The organism is Stenotrophomonas sp. STEN063, assembly GCF_056854515.1.
On the sequence record NZ_JBXFWF010000005.1, the window covers coordinates 77,476 to 94,632 of the forward strand.

Annotated in this window: 17 protein-coding genes and 1 riboswitch; of the genes, 5 read left to right on the forward strand and 12 right to left on the reverse strand. The window is 64.6% G+C overall.

What is annotated here, in order from left to right; genetic code table 11:
- Positions 1-8 precede the first annotated feature (8 nt).
- Positions 9-755 (forward strand): M90 family metallopeptidase, encoded by a 747-nt coding sequence (locus tag AC1VWL_RS02840; RefSeq protein ID WP_482985677.1) that lies wholly within the window; start codon positions 9-11, stop codon positions 753-755.
- A 209-nt stretch (positions 756-964) separates the two neighbouring features.
- Here AC1VWL_RS02840 and AC1VWL_RS02845 read toward each other — a convergent pair whose 3' ends face one another.
- The 5 genes from AC1VWL_RS02845 to AC1VWL_RS02865 form a co-directional block, all read right to left on the reverse strand.
- Positions 965-2,392, reverse strand: coding sequence for an ATP-binding protein (locus AC1VWL_RS02845; protein WP_282267579.1), 1,428 nt, complete (start codon positions 2,390-2,392; stop codon positions 965-967).
- A gap of 23 nt (positions 2,393-2,415) precedes the next feature.
- Positions 2,416-3,099, reverse strand: a complete 684-nt coding sequence (locus AC1VWL_RS02850) for a response regulator transcription factor (protein WP_057627010.1) — start codon at positions 3,097-3,099, stop codon at positions 2,416-2,418.
- A 73-nt stretch (positions 3,100-3,172) separates the two neighbouring features.
- Positions 3,173-3,556, reverse strand: a complete 384-nt coding sequence (locus tag AC1VWL_RS02855) for a PepSY domain-containing protein (RefSeq protein ID WP_343229762.1) — start codon at positions 3,554-3,556, stop codon at positions 3,173-3,175.
- Positions 3,557-3,755: 199 nt separating this feature from the next.
- Positions 3,756-4,763 carry a tRNA dihydrouridine(20/20a) synthase DusA gene (dusA, locus tag AC1VWL_RS02860; RefSeq protein WP_482985678.1) on the reverse strand — a complete coding sequence of 336 codons (1,008 nt, stop codon included), beginning with the start codon at positions 4,761-4,763 and terminating at the stop codon, positions 3,756-3,758.
- A gap of 222 nt (positions 4,764-4,985) precedes the next feature.
- Positions 4,986-5,333 carry a DUF3307 domain-containing protein gene (locus tag AC1VWL_RS02865; protein ID WP_482985679.1) on the reverse strand — a complete coding sequence of 116 codons (348 nt, stop codon included), beginning with the start codon at positions 5,331-5,333 and terminating at the stop codon, positions 4,986-4,988.
- A gap of 295 nt (positions 5,334-5,628) precedes the next feature.
- Here AC1VWL_RS02865 and AC1VWL_RS02870 point away from each other — a divergent pair, with 295 nt between their 5' ends.
- Together AC1VWL_RS02870 and pncA are read left to right on the forward strand one after the other, a co-directional pair.
- Positions 5,629-5,961 carry an SMR family transporter gene (locus AC1VWL_RS02870; RefSeq protein WP_343229761.1) on the forward strand — a complete coding sequence of 111 codons (333 nt, stop codon included), beginning with the start codon at positions 5,629-5,631 and terminating at the stop codon, positions 5,959-5,961.
- Positions 5,962-6,348: 387 nt separating this feature from the next.
- Positions 6,349-6,969 (forward strand): bifunctional nicotinamidase/pyrazinamidase, encoded by a 621-nt coding sequence (pncA, locus tag AC1VWL_RS02875; protein ID WP_482985680.1) that lies wholly within the window; start codon positions 6,349-6,351, stop codon positions 6,967-6,969.
- Between the two features lie 28 nt (positions 6,970-6,997).
- Here the strand turns inward: pncA and purU are convergent, their stop codons facing one another.
- Together purU and AC1VWL_RS02885 are read right to left on the reverse strand one after the other, a co-directional pair.
- The gene (gene purU / locus AC1VWL_RS02880; protein ID WP_481507815.1) at positions 6,998-7,849 is read right to left on the reverse strand and encodes a formyltetrahydrofolate deformylase; all 852 of its coding nucleotides are present in this window, start codon (positions 7,847-7,849) and stop codon (positions 6,998-7,000) included.
- A 98-nt stretch (positions 7,850-7,947) separates the two neighbouring features.
- On the reverse strand, positions 7,948-8,211 hold the full coding sequence (locus AC1VWL_RS02885; protein WP_481507814.1) for a DUF2798 domain-containing protein: 264 nt from the start codon (positions 8,209-8,211) through the stop codon (positions 7,948-7,950).
- Positions 8,212-8,350: 139 nt separating this feature from the next.
- On the opposite strand from AC1VWL_RS02885, the gene AC1VWL_RS02890 reads away from it, so the two are divergent.
- Entirely contained in the window at positions 8,351-9,289 is a 939-nt protein-coding gene (locus AC1VWL_RS02890; protein WP_482985681.1) for a LysR family transcriptional regulator, read from the forward strand.
- 37 nt (positions 9,290-9,326) lie between these two features.
- Here the strand turns inward: AC1VWL_RS02890 and AC1VWL_RS02895 are convergent, their stop codons facing one another.
- From AC1VWL_RS02895 to AC1VWL_RS02915, 5 genes are all read right to left on the reverse strand, one after another.
- Positions 9,327-10,436 carry an NADH:flavin oxidoreductase/NADH oxidase gene (locus AC1VWL_RS02895; RefSeq protein ID WP_482985682.1) on the reverse strand — a complete coding sequence of 370 codons (1,110 nt, stop codon included), beginning with the start codon at positions 10,434-10,436 and terminating at the stop codon, positions 9,327-9,329.
- A 74-nt stretch (positions 10,437-10,510) separates the two neighbouring features.
- Complete coding sequence (locus tag AC1VWL_RS02900) at positions 10,511-11,371, reverse strand: NAD-dependent protein deacetylase (RefSeq protein ID WP_482985683.1); 861 nt, start codon at positions 11,369-11,371, stop codon at positions 10,511-10,513.
- 11 nt (positions 11,372-11,382) lie between these two features.
- Entirely contained in the window at positions 11,383-11,787 is a 405-nt protein-coding gene (locus AC1VWL_RS02905; RefSeq protein WP_282267570.1) for an acyl-CoA thioesterase, read from the reverse strand.
- A 205-nt stretch (positions 11,788-11,992) separates the two neighbouring features.
- A complete protein-coding gene (locus tag AC1VWL_RS02910) occupies positions 11,993-13,012 on the reverse strand; it encodes a ribonucleotide-diphosphate reductase subunit beta (protein ID WP_303748362.1) in 1,020 nt (339 codons plus the stop codon).
- Between the two features lie 143 nt (positions 13,013-13,155).
- Complete coding sequence (locus AC1VWL_RS02915) at positions 13,156-15,465, reverse strand: ribonucleoside-diphosphate reductase subunit alpha (RefSeq protein ID WP_482985687.1); 2,310 nt, start codon at positions 15,463-15,465, stop codon at positions 13,156-13,158.
- A gap of 271 nt (positions 15,466-15,736) precedes the next feature.
- Positions 15,737-15,953, reverse strand: a riboswitch (cobalamin riboswitch).
- A gap of 269 nt (positions 15,954-16,222) precedes the next feature.
- Here AC1VWL_RS02915 and AC1VWL_RS02920 point away from each other — a divergent pair.
- Positions 16,223-17,047, forward strand: a complete 825-nt coding sequence (locus AC1VWL_RS02920; RefSeq protein WP_482985684.1) for a DUF2884 family protein — start codon at positions 16,223-16,225, stop codon at positions 17,045-17,047.
- Positions 17,048-17,157: the final 110 nt, after the last annotated feature.

Sequence of the window (17,157 nt, forward strand, 5' to 3'; positions counted from 1 at the left end):
TCAAGTCGTTGTTGCGCTGGTGGCAGCGCACACCGCCTCCACTTGATGACACGCTCTGGCAGCAGACCTGCCAGCAATGCCTGTGGCTGTCCGGCTTGTCCGCCGAGCGCGAGCGCAAGCTGCGGGCGTTGGTGGAACTGTTCCTGCAGCGCAAGACCATCACCCCGGTTGCCGGGCTGGAGCTGGACGATGGCCAGCGCATGGTGCTGGCCGCCCTGTGTTGCCTGCCGCTGATCGAGTTCGGCCGCGAGGGCTTGCATGGCTGGTCGGAACTGGTGGTGTACCCGGATGCCTTCCGCGTGCGCCAGAGTCATACCGATGCGGCCGGGGTATTGCATGAGTGGGATGACGAACTGATCGGCGAGGCCTGGGGCAGCGGTCCGCTGATCCTGTCGTGGGCTGATGTGCAGGCTGACATCGCCGATCCGCAGGCCGGCTTCTGCGTGGCCGTGCATGAGATGGCACACAAGATCGATGCACTGGATGGCGCCATCGATGGCACGCCGCCGCTGCCGCGCGACTGGCAGCGGCAATGGGCGCGGGATTTCCAGCAGGCCTATGACGCGTTCTGCGCGCAGGTGGATGCGGACGTTGAGACCGTGATTGATCCGTATGCGGCGGAAGCGCCGGAGGAATTCTTCGCCGTGGTCAGCGAGTACCACTTCTCCGCACCGGAACTGCTGGTGCAGACGATGCCGGCGGTGGCGGCGCACCTGCGGCGGTTTTATGGGCCGGTTGAAGCTGGGCTGCGGTAGGGCACAAGAGCAAGATCAAAAGCCAACCCCTCCCCAGCCCTCCCCTGCGCACTGCGTGCGCAAGGGAGGGAGCAAGCTTCGCCCCCTCCCTTTGGCGCAGCCAAGGGGAGGGTTGGGGAGGGGTCGGTTTTTGACTTTGGCTTCAGCTCCCTCGCACACCCAGCACGGAGAACAAGCACGCGGCCGGCAATACCCAGGCCTTTCCGGAACTAGATCCCAGGCGGCAAGGTCACTTCAAACCGGGCGCCGCCCAGTTCTTCGGAACGCTTGACCTGCAGCTCGCCGCGATAGGCCTTGATCAGGTCCTGCACGATCGACAGACCAATGCCGTGGCCCTGCACGCGCTCATCGCCACGCACACCGCGCTGCAGCACCTTGGCGATGTTGTCCTCGGCGATACCCGGGCCATCGTCATCCACCGCCAGCACCAGGCCGGCACGCTTGCCGTTGCCTGCAGTGATCGGCTTTGCGGTCAGCAACACGCGGCGGTTGGCCCATTTGAAGGCGTTCTCAAGCAGGTTGCCCAGCAGCTCCTGCAGGTCGCCCGGCTCGCCGTAGAAGTTGACCCCCGGCGTTACCTCGAACTCGCAGAACACACCCTTGGCGGCGTAGACCTTCTCCAGTCCACGCACGATCTCTTCGGCGGTGGCCTCGATCGGCACCGGTGCCGAGAACAGCTTGTGTCCAGACGATGCCGCACGTGCCAGCTGGTAGGACACCAGGTTGTTCATGCGCTGCAGCTGCACGCCCACTTCCTCGCGCAGGTCAGCCTCATTGCTGGTGCCGCTTTCCAACTGGGTACGCAGCACTGCCAATGGCGTCTTCAGGCTATGCGCGAGATCGGCCAGGGTGTTGCGCTGGCGCTCGAGGTTTTCGCGCTCGCTTTCGATGAAGGCGTTGATGCTTTCGGTCAGCGGCTCCAGCTCGCGCGGATGCAGCTCGCTCATGCGCTCGCGTTCACCGCGCTGCACGCGGGTCAGTTCGTTGATCACGCGCTTGAGTGGACGCAGGCTCCACTGCAGCACCAGCGTCTGCAGCAACAGCAGGATCAGGCCGGTAACGCCCAGCCAGAACCACACCGCCGCGCGGAAACTGCGCAACTGCATGCCCAGCGCGCGCGAATCCTCGAGCACATAGATGGTGTACGGAAACTCGGATTCCGGCGCGCCGTCGCCGCCCCATACCAGACCCATGCCATAGCGATAGACCTCGCCGGGCGTGCCGTCGATCTGGGTGATGGGCAAGGGGCCTTCGAACACTTCCTCGCGCGGCTTGAGCGTGCGTTCGCTGACGTCCGGCAGCATCGGGCCTTCGGCCGACATCGAGTTCGCTACATGGCCAGGCATGACGACCTGCAGGTACAGGCCGCTGCCGGGGAAATCAAAGCGCGGATCCGGTGGCTGTTCGCGGATGTACAGCGAGCCATCACGGGTGAAATCGATGCCACCGGCATAGGCGGTGGCGTAGTTCTTCAGGCGTTCGCTGAGGTTGTCACGCGCGGTCTGGCCGAAAGCCGCATCCAGCGCGTAACCGGCCAAGGCCAGGAAGGCCACCAGGCCCACCGAGGCAGCCAGCAGCTGGCGGGCCTGCAACGAACGGGGCCGCCAACGCTTCAATAGCCACTGACGGCCCGTCATCACGCTCTACCCCTTGGCGGGGCTCAGCCCTCGTTGCGCGGAATCGCGAAACGGTAACCGCGGCCACGCACGGTTTCGATCGGCTTCAATTCGCCATCGGGATCGAGCTTCTTGCGCAGGCGGCCGATGAACACTTCCAGCACGTTGGAGTCGCGGTCGAAGTCCTGCTGGTAGATGTGCTCGGTCAGGTCGGCCTTGGAGACCAACTCGCCGGCATGCATCATCAGGTACTCCAGCACCTTGTACTCGTAGCTGGTCAGGTCGACATTGCTGCCGGCCACGCTCACGGTCTGGGCGGCCAGATCCAGTGCAACCGGGCCACATTCCAGGGTCGGCTTGGACCAGCCAGCGGCGCGGCGCAGCAGCGCGTTGACGCGAGCCAGCAGCTCTTCGACATGGAACGGCTTGACCAGGTAGTCGTCGGCGCCCTGCTTCAGGCCCTCGACCTTGTCCTGCCAGCTGGAACGGGCGGTCAGGATCAGCACCGGGAATTTCTTGCCCTCGTCACGCAGCGCGCGGATCAGCTCCATGCCCGACATCTTGGGCAGGCCCAGATCGATGATGCCCACGTCGAACGGCACTTCGCGGCCCATATACAGGCCTTCTTCGCCATCCTGAGCGGCATCCACGGCGAAACCTTCGCGCTTGAGGCGGGCCGCAAGGGTTTCCCGCAGCGGGGCTTCGTCTTCAACCAGAAGGATACGCATGAACTCTCCCTAGTACTTTGGGCCGACCTTACGGCCAGCGTGTGTATTCAAAAACCACAACCACTATCGCTGTTCAGGAGTTATCGCCGCGTGGTGGCAGCTCCGCCCGCTGGTCGCGCGGGTGGTCTCGTGAAGGCGCAGGGTCGTCCATGTAGCGTACGCGCCCACGGTCATCCATGTATTTGACACGATTGATGTCGCGGCCGTCATACGGCACGCGTTCGGCCCCAAGAATGCGCCCACCGGTCTCGCGTTGCACGCGCCGGACGGCATCGGACAACGAACGGTCATTGCCCTGGCGGGCCACGCGTGCACCGCCATCAGCGCTGGCGACACGGGCGCTGTCGCCCCGGGACTGCTGCGGCTGCTGCGCCGACGCCACGACCACGCCCGGACCGGCCACGACCAACGTGGCAATCAGGGTGACCAGCAGACGACGACGGGAAAGCGAATGCATGGGACAGATCCTAGCGGACGGCGAGGCAACGTTCAAAATTCGTAAACCACGACCCGGGAAGATTTTCCACGAGCCTTACGAAATTGAGCCAAATTCTTGATTTTTAGGGGTGAATCCGATCTGAACCCGTCCCCCTGCCCTGCGCACTTGTTCAGCAAGCTGACCGGACAAAGAGCCCTTCCCCGCCCAACCCACCGGCTCAGGCGACCCGCTCTGCCTGCCTGCGGGTGACCTGCAACGCCTGCTCGACCAAGGCCCACTCAGCGCCGGGTCGGTGCGCGCCTTCGCTGAGCACCTGGCGGAAGCCACGCCCACCCGGCTGCCCGTGGAACAGGCCGAGCACGTGGCGGGTGATGTGCTTCAGCGCCAGGCCGGCGGCCAGCTGCGCTTCCACATAGGGACGCAGCGCGACCAGCAGTTCCTCGCGCCCGCGCAGCGGCTGGCCGGTCTGGGCACAGTCCAATGCATGCAGCACATAAGGGTCGTGGTAGGCGGCACGGCCGAGCATTACCCCGTCCAGGTGCTGCATGTGCTGCTGCGCGGCCTCGACCGTGGCGATGCCGCCATTGATCACCAATGGCAGCGTCGGGCGCTCGCGCTTGAGCTGGTAAGCCCATTCGTAGCGCAGCGGCGGGATCTCACGGTTCTCCTTGGGCGACAGGCCCTTGAGCCAGGCATTGCGGGCGTGCACTACGACCATCGCCGCGCCGGCCTGGACCTGCCGGTCCACAAAACCAGCGAACACCTCGTAGTCCTTGTCCTCGTCCACGCCCAGGCGGCATTTCACGGTGATTGGGATATCCACCGCCGCCACCATCGCCGACACGCATTCAGCAACCAATTCAGGTTCGCGCATCAGGCAGGCACCAAAACGCCCGGCCTGGACCCGGTCCGACGGGCAGCCGCAATTGAGGTTGACCTCGTCATAGCCCCAATCGGCAGCGATACGCGCGGCCTGGGCCAACGCATCGGGATCGCTGCCACCCAGCTGCAGGGCCAGCGGCTGCTCGACCGGATTGAAGCCGATCAGCCGCTCGCGATCGCCATGGATCACTGCGTTGGCATGCACCATCTCGGTATACAGCCGCGCACCCGGCGCCAGCAGCCGGTGAAATACCCGGCAATGCCTGTCGGTCCAGTCCATCATCGGGGCGACGGACAGGCGCAGGGAGTCGGCGTAGCGGGTGTTTTGGGGCAGGGATGGCATGCAGCGCGGGGTCTTGTGATGCGTGGATCGGCTATTTTCGCCCAAGTCCCGCGTTCACGCTGGCATATCGGTACTGGCTTTCAGCTTGCGACCGGGTTTGTGTGCGGCCGTTTGGCTGCAACCAGTGTCAAAAGCAGTCGGATCACGGCACGCACCGCAGCTCGGACGAACCGCGGCGCAGCATCTGGATTGCGCTCATCAGGGCAAGCCGCGCAGCCTTGATCAGGGTAGATCCGGCACCAGCAACAACAACGCCAGCCACAGCACCTTGCATGCCACGTGCAGGGCCTGGTCCAGGTTGTAGCTGATGCGATGGCCACACTTGAGGTCATCTATCAGCATGTGGGTCAGGGTTTCCAGCACCGCAAGCACGATGCTGCCGGTGATCCAGCCCACCGCGCCGCCATGGATCACACCATGCGCGGCCAGTGCCTGGTACCACGGCACATCGGGCACCGGCGCATGCCGGTTCTTGGCCCGCGACAGAAACTCACCCTGCAAGGGGTAGTCGGCCACGACATGGGCAAAGACCAACAACCCAAACATCTGTAGCAGCGTGTAGTAGGTCATCTAGGGTGTGCGTTGGGGCGTGGATCGGAGTCTGGCATCACTTGGGGTACCGGCGCGATCTGTGCTGCACAAACTTCCGGGGATCCATATCCGGCGACACGCAAGCCCGGCACGCCCCCTGCGTGCGCCCTGCATGCCGACTCGGCAGCACCCGCGCTGCCTGGCCACTTACCCACCTGTGCTTGTTGTCTTGGCGCCTGCCATGCAGACCGTGGTCGTCATGGCAGGTCGAGTCTAGACCGGTGACGTAAGAACAGCGCCGCTAGAATTGGCGGCCCCCTATTCGAGCACCGTCATGAACGCCTATGCCCTGCTGGCCTGCGCCATCGCCCTGGAAGTGCTCGCCACCTCCCTGCTCAAGGCGTCTGATGGCATGAGCCGGCTATGGCCAACCGTTGGTGCCCTGGCCGGTTACAGCGTGTGCTTCTGGTTGCTGGCGCTGGTGATGAGGACGATACCCACCGGCATCGCCTATGCGATCTGGTCCGGTGTCGGCATCGTGCTGATCTCCTTGATCGGGTTGTTCGTGTTCAAACAGAAGCTTGATGCGGCCGCCATCGTCGGCATTGGCCTGATCTGCGCCGGGGTGCTGGTGATCAACCTGTTCTCGCGCTCGTCGGCGCATTGAGCTGGGATGGCTCCGTTGGGGATCGCCGGTAAGGCCCCTGCCGAGCATGGCTCGGAACTACCGCTTCGCGCCCTCCCTTTCGCGTAGCGAAGGGGAGAGTTGGGGAGGGGTGACTTGGCTCTTGCCTGCTTCGTGGCTTACGCCGCTCCCACTGGGATTGCTTGCAACGCCCCTGCCGAGCGTGGCTCGGCACTACCGCTTCGCGCCCTCCCTTTTGCGTAGCAAAGGGGAGGGTTGGGGAGGGGTGCTTTGGCTCTTGCCTGCTTCGCGGCTTGCGCCGCTCCTACTGGGATTGCTTGCAACGCCCCTGCCGAGCGTGGCTCGGCACTACGTGGCATTGATCGGCACTGCCTTAAACTGTGTGTCCCCCGCGTCAGGAAGTTGTCGATGTACGGAACAGACGTTGCGCTGCTGGTTATCGATCTACAACCGGATTTCATGCCCGGCGGTGCCCTGCCCTGCCAGCACGGCGATGCCATCGTGCCCGCCATCGCTGCGCTGCTGGATACGCGTGAATATCAGACCGTGGTTGCGACCCAGGACTGGCATCCGGCCGATCATGCCTCGTTCGCCAGCCAGCACGCGGGGCACAAACCCTTCGACTCCATCCAACTGCACGGCCAGCCACAAACGCTGTGGCCGGACCACTGCGTGCAGGGCAGCGCAGGTGCCAGCCTGGATGCGCGCGTGGACTGGAAACATGCCGACCTGATCCTGCGCAAAGGCACCCAGCGCGACGTGGACTCGTATAGCGCGTTCCGCGAGAACATCGGCCCACAGGCCACGCGCGCGCCTACCGGACTGGCTGGCTGGCTGCACGAACGCGGCATCCGCGAAGTCCATGTCTGCGGACTGGCACGTGACTACTGCGTGTTGTGGAGTGCGCAGGATGCTGCGATCAGCGGTTTTGCCGTGCGCTTCCTGTGGGAGCTGACCCGTCCGGTGTCGGCAGCCAACGATGCCGCCACCCGCATCGCCTTGAACGAATGCGGGATCCACATCGACTAGGCCCGATCTGCGGATCCGGCTCGACTGATCAGCGGAACACCACCGTGCGGTGGCCATTGAGCAGGATGCGATGCTCGACGTGGCGGCGCACCGCGCGCGCAAGCACCTGCGACTCGGTGTCACTGCCCAGCTGCACCAGGTCACGCGGCGTCATCGCGTGATCCACCCGCGCCACGTCCTGCTCGATGATCGGGCCTTCGTCCAGGTCCGAGGTCACGTAATGCGCGGTCGCGCCGATGATCTTGACCCCGCGCGCATGCGCCTGGTGGTACGGCTGTGCGCCCTTGAAGCTGGGCAGGAAGCTGTGATGGATGTTGATCGCGCGGCCCGACAGCGCCTGGCATAGACGCGGCGACAGGATCTGCATGTAACGCGCCAGCACCACCAGATCGATGCGTTCACGCTCGACCAGGTCGATGATCTGTTGTTCCTGCTGCTCGCGGTTCTCGGTGCTCACTGGCAGGTGATGGAACGGCACATTGTAGGAACCGGCCAGCCCGGCAAAGTCGTTGTGGTTGGATGCCACCGCAGCGATATCCACCTTCAGCTGGCGGCTATGGGTGCGGAACAGCAGGTCGTTGAGGCAATGGCCCTGCTTGCTGACCAGCACCAGCAAGCGCGCGCGGCGACGCGCGTCGTGCAGTTCCCATTGCATCGCGAACTCTTCGCCCAGGCCCTGCAGCCTGGCACGCACCACCGGCTCATCCCCGCTGGTGCTCATGTCGAAATGCACGCGCAGGAAGAAGCGGCCGCTTTCATCGTCACCAAACTGCTGGGCATCGAGGATGTTGCAACCCGACTCGAACAGCAGGCCGGACACGCGATAGACGATGCCGGTGCGGTCCGGGCAGGAAAGGGTGAGGATGAAATCAGGACGCATGGCCAACAACATTTATCAGTGGGGTCGTGGAAAGTAACCGTTCCAGTCGATTCCCAGCAAAGACAGTTGCAGCTGACACGGTTTGCCCGTCGGCCTGTTCAGTGCGGATGCACCGTCAACGCCACCAGCCGCATCACCAAGGGCCGCACCAGCAGCACGCAGCAGAAGGCGGTCGGCATCGCCAGGCAATAGGCGGACAGCACCCGCGCCGGGAACTGGCCATCGATGCCGGCATTGGCGGCGGTGATCACCAGGCACATCAGCATGGCCATGATCGAGGCCATGAAGAACGCGAAAACAACAGGCGTGGTGCGCGCATGCAATTTCCAGCGGGCAACGGCGACGGAACGGGGGTCTGGCATCCAGCGAGGTCCATGCATGCAGCAATCAGGCGCTGCGGGCCGGGCACGATAGTCGGCGAGCCGGGGGACGGCTAGATCGCGTCGGCTTGGGGCTTTATAAAGATTTACTTTGCAATCCTCCCGGAAAATGCCGACCGGCATGAACATTCTCCACTCCATCCGCAGTTTCATCCGCACCGCCGACGCCGGCAGCCTGGCCGCTGCCGCGCGCACCCTGGGCATCAGTGCGGCAGCGGTGGGCCAGAACATCGCCCGTCTGGAAGCCCATCTGGGCGTACGCCTGTTCAACCGCACCACCCGCCAATTGGCCCTGACCGAGCGTGGCGCGCTGTATCTGGCGCAGGTGCGGCATATCGAGCGCGACCTGCAACGGGCCCAGGCAGCGGTGACCGATCCCGACGCGATACCTGCTGGCCGCCTGCGCATCGCCAGCAGCGCGGCGTTCGGCCGGCATGTGCTTGCGCCATTGCTGCCGGCCCTGCAACAGCGCTACCCACGACTGGAAATGGAGCTGCTGCTGGCCGACCGCAGCATCGATCACGCCCATGAGGACGTGGATGTCAGCATCCGCATCGAACCGCAGTTGGAAGAGGGATTGGTGGCACGGCCCATCGCGCAGGTGCCGTTCGTGTTCTGTGCCGCGCCGGCCTATCTGGCCATCGCCGGCACGCCGCGCTCGCCCGATGAGCTGCGCGAACACCGCTGCCTGTTGTTCCGCTACCCGCTGGATGGGCGCTACCTGCGTTGGGGTTTCGTCCGCGATGGCCTGCGCTTCGATGCCGAAGTGCAACCGGCATTGGTCAGCGACGACATCGATGCACTGGCAGCGATGGCGGCGCGCGGCGGCGGCATCACCCGACTGGCAGCCTTTGTCGCCGCGCCCTACCTGGCCCGCGGCGAATTGCAGGCCTTGTTCCAGGATGAAGCCAGCGGCGATACACGGGCCTCACCGGAGCCGATGCGCCTGTTCCTGTGCGTCAGCGACCGCCGCGACCTGACCCCGAAAGTGCGCTCGCTGCTGCAGCACATCCTCGATGCCCTGCCGCCGGCCTGGCGCATCGACATCGATCACGCCTGAGCGCCAGCAGCCACGCCGCTGGCGCCTCCGCCGAACGTCAGCCTTGCCTGGCGAGCTTGAACAGACCGCGCGCTTCGTGCGGCTCGCAACGCATGTACTGCGGCGACACCGTCAACTGTGCGCCCAAGGCCGCTGCCGCATGCCAGGGCCAACGCGGGTCGTAGAGGATGCCGCGGGCGATGCCGATCGCGTCAGCCTTGCCATCGACGAGGATTTCCTCGGCGTGCGTCGGCTCGGTGATCAAACCCACCGCGATCACCGGCGTGCCGATTTCGGCCTTGATCGCAGCGGCCTGCGGCACCTGGTAGCCAGGCTCGACCGGAATCTGCTGGCGCGGATCCAGCCCACCGCTGGACACATGCAGGAAGTCGTTGCCGCGCGCTTCCAGCGCCTTGGCCAGTTCAATGCTCTGGGCAACATCCCAGCCGCCGTCCACCCAATCGGTGGCGGAGATGCGCACGCCCAAGGCCACATTGGCCGGCACTACCGCGCGCACCGCATCGAATACCCGCAGCAGCAGGCGCATGCGGTTTTCCAGCGAGCCGCCATACGCATCGTCGCGCTGGTTGCTCAACGGCGACAGGAACTGGTGCAGCAGATAACCATGCGCGGCATGCAGCTCGATCAGCTCCAGACCAAGCCGCACTGCGCGCCTGGCGGCAGCGACAAAGTCTTCGACCACGGCTTCGATGCCGGCCTCATCCAAGGCTTCAGGCGTGGGATCGCCGGCCTTGAACGGCAGCGCCGACGGCGCCAACACCTGCCAGCCGTGTTCCTGACCCGGGGCGATCGCGCCACCACCATCCCACGGGCGCGCGGTGGACGCCTTGCGCCCGGCATGCGCCAGCTGCACGCCTATCGGCATGTTCGACCAGCGTCGCGTCGATGCCAGCACCTTGCCCAGCGCTGCCTCAGTAGGGTCGTCCCATAAGCCAAGATCGGCCCAGCTGATGCGCGCACGCGGCTCAACCGCCGTGGCTTCGATGATCAACAGGCCAGCGCCGGACTGCGCCAGCTGACCCAGGTGGATCGTGTGCCAATCGGTGGCCTGCCCGTCCTGCGCCGAGTACTGGCACATGGGCGCGATGACGATGCGGTTGGAAAGGGAAAGCGGGCCTAGCGACAACGGTGAGAAAAGCTGGCTCACGTGGGGAACGTCCATCAACAGTGGGGGCGCCCATTGCACGCCGCACCGGCCGTTGATTCAACCGGCGGGATGGATCACTGCGTCTTGATGCCGTCCAACAGGAAGGCAAGTGCCTGGGCGCAGGGCATTTCAACCTTCAACGACAGCAGGTGATCGGCGCGGGTGCGGCCAAGATTGACCGCAGCTATCGGCAAACCGGCCTTGGCGGCGGCATCGACGAAGCGGAAACCGGAATACACCATCAGCGACGAACCCAGCACCAGCACCGCGTCGGAACGCTGCAGGTGCTCATGCACCGCCGCGACCCGCTCACGCGGCACATTCTCGCCGAAGAACACCACGTCAGGCTTCAACACGCCCCCACATGCATCGCAGGCAGGCACATCGAACGAAGAGAAGTCAGCCTCGATATCGGCGTCACCATCGGGCGCGATGCCAGCCTCCAGCACGTCCCAGCCCGGGTTGGCATCCAGCAGGCGTTGCTGCAGCAACTCACGCGAGCTGTGTGCTTCACAGCCCATGCAGCGCACCTGGTCCAGGCGACCATGCAGGTCGATCACGGTCTGGCTGCCCGCCGCCTGGTGCAGGCAGTCCACGTTCTGGGTCAGCAGCAGCTCGATGCGACCATCGGCTTCCAACGCCGCCAGCGCGCGGTGCGTGCCATTGGGCAGCGCCTGGCCGAAGCGTGGCCAGCCCAGCAGGCTGCGCGCCCAGTAACGCTTGCGGGTTGCTACCTCGCCCATGAAGGCCTGGTAGCTCACCGGCGGCGTGCGCTTCCATTGACCATCGCGGTCGCGATAGTCGGGGATGCCGGAGTCGGTGCTGCAACCGGCACCGGTGACCACGAACAGGCGCCGATGGCCGGCGATGAACTGCGGCAGTTCGGTGATCACTGCTGGCGCCAAGCGCCCCGTCTGTGCCGATGAAGTGGTCATCGCCGTGCGGCTCAGGCCTGCGTCGGCAGCGTCGGCACGGTGGTCGGATGACCTTCGCCATCGAGTGCGATCATCACGAAGGTGCCCTTGGTGCACAGCGCACGTTCGCCGTTATGCAGGTCCTCGGCGATCAGTTCGACTTCCACATGCATCGAGCTGCGGCCAACCTTGACCACCCGGCCGATGGTTTCCACCATCTGCCCGATGCGGATCGGCAGCTTGAAATCGACCTGGTCCGAGCGTGCGGTGACCACGGTGCAACGCGAATAACGGGCAGCGGCGAGAAAGGCCGCCTTGTCCATCCACGCCAGCGCCTGGCCGCCGAACAGCGTGCCCATATGGTTGGTGTGGTTGGGGAACACGATTTCCGCCATGCGGACTTCAACCGGCGGATTGGTTTCGACGATGGGGGTCATGGAGGCATCACCTGTAAGTTGGCGCAGATGATACGCCCGCGAAGCTGTGCAGCCGGTGAGCGCTCTGCCCCCTCCCTTCGGCGCAGCCGAGGGGAGGGCTGGGGAGGGGTGCCTTTGCTGTTGCTGAAGAACCCCTCCCCAACCCTCCCCTGCGCTTCGCGCAAGGGAGGGAGCCAAGCGCGCTTCGCGCAAGGGAGCGCGTCGATCAGAACGCCATATCAAACGCGACTTCACCCTGCACGCCGACCTGGTAGGCAGAGGCGCGGCGCTCGAAGAAGTTGGTCAGTTCCTGCACATCCTGCAGTTCCATGAACGGCAGCGGGTTGCGCACGTTGTACTTCTTGGCCATGCCCAGCTTCAGGAAATGGTTGTCGGCGCAATGCTGCAGGTACTCGCGCATGTCGCGGGTGGAGATGCCGGCCACGCCGCCGGACAGCACGTCCTCGGCGAACTGCACTTCACAGTCGATGGCCTCCTCCAGCATCTGGTAGACCTCCTGCTCCATCTTCGCGTCGAACAGATCGGGTTCTTCGGCGCGGATCTTGCGCACGCACTCGAACGCGAACTCCATGTGGCAGCTCTCGTCGCGGAACACCCAGTTGGTGCCCGAGGCCAGGCCCGGCAGCAGGCCGCGCGAACGGAAGTAGTACACGTAGGCAAACGCGGCAAAGAAGAACAGGCCTTCGATGCAGGCAGCGAAGCAGATCTGGTTGAGCAGGAACTGGCGGCGGTCGTCGCGGGTTTCCAGGCGCTTGGTTTCCTGCAGCGCATCGATCCACTTGAAGCAGAACGCGGCCTTCTTCTTGATCGAGTCGATGTTCTCCACAGCGGCGAAGGCCTTGAAGCGCTCTTCCGGGTCCGGCAGGTAGTTGTCCAGCAGGGTCAGGTAGAACTGCACGTGCAGCGCTTCTTCGTACAGCTGGCGCGACAGGTACATGCGCGCTTCCGGCGCGTTGAGGTGCTGGTACAGGTTCAGCACCAGGTTGTTCGACACGATCGAGTCGCCGGTGGCGAAGAACGCGACCAGGCGATGGATCAGGTGCTGGTCGGCCGGCGACATCTTCTGGTGCAGGTCGGTGATGTCGATCTGGAAATTGATCTCCTCCACCGTCCAGGTGTTCTTGATCGCGTTGCGGTACATCTCGTAGAAGTCCGGGTAACGCATCGGACGCAGGGTCAGCTCGAAACCGGGATCGAGCAGCATTTGGCGGGGGGAATCGGACATTTTGGGTCTCCATTCCCTTCTCCCTGCGGGAGAAGGTGGCGCGTAGCGCCGGATGAGGGTTGGTTCCTTGGGGGGCGCTACGTGCTTTTAAGAGCGCCCTCACCCCAACCCCTCTCCCGCAGGCGGGAGAGGGGCTTTGAGCTTTACTGGCAGGCTTCGCAGGCTTCCGGGCTTTCCAGCGAGCAAGCCACGGCTTCCACCGGGGTGTAGCTGCTGACCGTGGTCTTGGCGATCTTGGTGGCCGGGCGCGAGCGCAGGTAATACGTGGTCTTGATGCCCTGCTTCCACGCGTACATGTACATGGACGACATCGCGCCGATGTTCGGGCTTTCCATGAACAGGTTGAGCGAGGCCGACTGGTCGATATAGGCACCGCGCGCGGCGGCCATGTCGATCAGCGAACGCATCGGCAGTTCCCATGCGGTGCGGTAGATGTGGCGCAGGGTTTCCGGGATCTGCTGCAGGCTCTGGATGGAACCGTCGGCCAGCTTGATCGCATCGCGCACTTCCGGTGTCCACAGGCCCAGCTGCTTCAGCTCGGCAACCAGATGGCGGTTGATCTGCAGGAAGTCGCCGGAGAGGGTTTCGCGCTTGAACAGGTTGGATACCTGCGGCTCGACGCACTCGTAGCAACCGGCGATGGAAGCGATGGTTGCGGTCGGCGCGATCGCGATGATCAGCGAGTTGCGCAGGCCGTGCTGCTTGATGCGCTCGCGCAGTGCGTCCCAGCGCGCGGTGTCTTCCGGCACCACGTTCCAGGCGTCGAACTGCAGCTCGCCGTGGGCAGCGCGGGTGTCGTTGAACGACGGGTGCTTGCCGCGTTCCTGGGCCAGTTCGCAGGACACTTCCAGCGCGTGGAAATAGATGGTCTCGGCGATCTTGGTCGACAGCGTGCGTGCTTCGGCGGAGTCGAAGGCCAGGCGCTTGCGGAAGAACACGTCCTGCAGGCCCATGCAGCCCAGGCCGACCGGACGCCAGCGCAGGTTGCCGCGGCGTGCGGTTTCGATCGGGTAGAAGTTCAGGTCGATGACGCGGTCGAGCTGGCGCACGGCCAGGCGCACGGTCTCGGCCAGCTTCTCGAAATCGAAATCGCCATGTGCATCGAGGTGGTTGCCGAGGTTGATCGAGCCCAGGTTGCAGACTGCGGTCTCGTCGTTGGAGGTGATCTCCAGGATCTCGGTGCACAGGTTGGACAGGTGGATCACGTTGCCGGCGCGCAGGGTCTGGTTGCTGGCCAGGTTGCACTTGTCCTTGAAGGTCATCCAGCCGTTGCCGGTCTCGGCCAGGGTGCGCATCATCCGCGAGTACAGCTTGCGTGCCGACACGGTCTTGCGCGCCTTGCCCTGGGTCTCAGCCTGCACATAGGCCTGCTCGAAGGCCGGACCGAACAGATCGGTCAGCTCCGGCACCACGCGCGGATCGAACAGCGACCATTCCTGGTCGGCCTCGACGCGCTGCATGAACAGGTCCGGCACCCAGTTGGCCAGGTTGAGGTTGTGCGTGCGGCGCGCGTCATCACCGGCGTTGTCACGCAGTTCGAGGAAGTCCTCGATGTCCGCGTGCCAGGTTTCCAGATAGACGCAGGCCGCGCCCTTGCGCTTGCCGCCCTGGTTGACCGCAGCCACCGAGGAATCCAGCGTCTTCAGCCACGGTACGATGCCGTTGGAGTGGCCGTTGGTGGACTTGATCAGCGAGCCACGCGAACGCACGCGGGTATAGCTGACGCCGATGCCGCCGCTGAACTTGGACAGCTGCGCGATGTCGGCATAACGGTCGTAGATGGATTCCAGCGAATCCTGCGGCGAGTCCAGCAGGAAGCACGAGGACAGCTGCTCGTGGCTGGTGCCGGCATTGAACAGGGTCGGGCTGGACGGCAGGTAATCCAGGCTGCCCAGGCGCTGGTACAGCGCCAGTGCTTCAGGCACGTCCTCGCTCAGCGCGCTGGCGATGCGCAGGAAGAACTGCTGCGGGGTTTCGATGACCTTGCGCGAATGCGGATGCCGCAGCAGGTAGCGGTCATACATGGTGCGCAGGCCGAAGTAATCGAAGTTCAGGTCGTAGGAGAGATCGATCGCATCGTTGAGCTTGCGTGCATTGACCTGCACGAAGTTGAGCAGGCGGTCGTTGATCAGGCCGACCTCGTGGCCACGGCCGACCGACTGCGAGAACGCATGGATTTCCTGGCCGGAGACTTCCTTGCCGATGAAGTTGGCCAGCAGGCGTGCAGCCAGGCGGCCGTACTCGGGCTCTTCGCCGATCAGCAGGGCGGCGGTGCGGATCGACAGCTCGTCCAGTTCCTGGGTGCTGGCGCCGTTGTACAGGCCGGAGATGGTGCGTGTGGCCACCCGCATCGGGTCCACCGCGTGCAGGCCTTCGCAGCAACGCTGGATGGCGCGGACGATCTTGTTGAGGTCTACCGGCTCGGTGCTGCCATTGCGCTTGGTCACGCTCATGGCGGTGGCGGTCGGCGGCGGGGTCAGTTCAAAACCGGCTTCAGCCGGAGCGACGTCAGTATGAGTGGCAGTCACGACGATGGTGTCCTTGCAAACGTTATGCACGCAGCTCCTGCCCGCGCAGGAAGCAGAGCCGGTACGGAGCAGCGAGCATGGAAGGACGGCGTCGCAGCAGCCGCGACAGCGCACGACCCAGGGTCGGCAGCAGCCACGGCACCACGTCACCAGCCGTCTTCCCCTCGAAGACACCGCAGCCGGCACCACGCGGTGTGCATCGCGTGGCTGTCGGCAGGTCTTCGGACTCATGGGCAGGAAGGCGGGGGCCTTCTCCTACTCCGCCGCTTCCCAAGGCCTGTGCCTCAGTGCTGTTGGCGGGGTCGTTCCCAATTACCGCTGCGGGGCAGTGCCGGACTAGCCTTGAAGGCATCACCGGCTTCCCTATTAATCCGACGGAAAATTCCGCCAGAACCGACGGAGCACAAGATAGTGGGGGTGTATTACAGGGTCAACACCAAATCTAGTATTTCTTTGCCAAGCCTTGTGGCACAAGGCCTGGACTGTCTGGCGCCCGGACCGGACACCGGAACCTGCTCGAACGGCGTGCGCAGTCAAGCCTTTTGCAGAGTTTTTTTGTAGGAAAACCACCTGACTTGACTACGTAAATTTCTGATGAAATTTCTGGACGTGACTTCCGGCCGACGCAGCTCTTGCCGCGAGCGGCCAAGCTGGCCGCGCCCACCCGCCACGAGCTTCTGCCATGCGCCTGCCCATCGCCACTTCGCTTGCTCTGCTGCTGCCGCTGGCCGCCCAGGCAGGCACGGTCAAGGCGCCGGAGCTGTCTGCCGACCAGTGCGGTGTGTCCACCGACTACAACGTGCTGGTCGACGGCGGCGGTATCTGGTTGCGTCGCGATACGCTGCCGATGCGCGAGATCGTGTTCCACGACGGCCAGCTGAGCATCGACAACCGGATGCAGACGGTCTCAGCGGAAGATGCACAACGGCTGCGCGCCCTGGAGGATGGCGTGCGTCGGCTGATGCCGGCGGTGACCGGTATCGCCACCGAGTCGGTGGGCATCAGCTTCGATACGTTGGACTCGGTTTACGAAGGCCTCACCGGCAACGCCAACTCCCGCAAAGTGCGCAAGTTGCGCAAGGAGGCCGAACGCTTTGTCGAACAGACCATCGGCCGCGGCCGCTGGGACCAGGACCTGTTCAATGAAGGCTTCGAAGCACGGGTGCAGGATGCCGCCGAGAGCCTGAGCGGCTCCATCGCCCGCAGCATGCTGTGGGCAGTATTCACCGGTGGCGAGGAGAAGCTGGATGCACGTGCAGACAAACTCGACGCCGAACTGGAGCAACGCCTGGAAGGGCGCGCTGCCGCCCTGGAGCAGCACGCGCGCTCGCTGTGCACGCAGGTACAGGCGCTGGATAAGCTGCAGTCGGCACTGGAGTTCCGCCTCGATGGCCAGCCGCTACAGATGATGCGCGTGAGTGGCGATGGCGCGACGGTGACCGCGCGCGAGCAAGGCCAAGACGACAGCATTCCGTTGCCGACAAGGGAAAAAGCGCGCCATCGGTAGTGGCGGGCCCGGGACGGCAGAGGCCGTGGCGGGGAACCCAGTGCGCCCCACGGGGGGGCCCGCAACCCCAACAGGGGTGGGTGGGGCGGGAGCCCCCCAGCGAGGCAAAC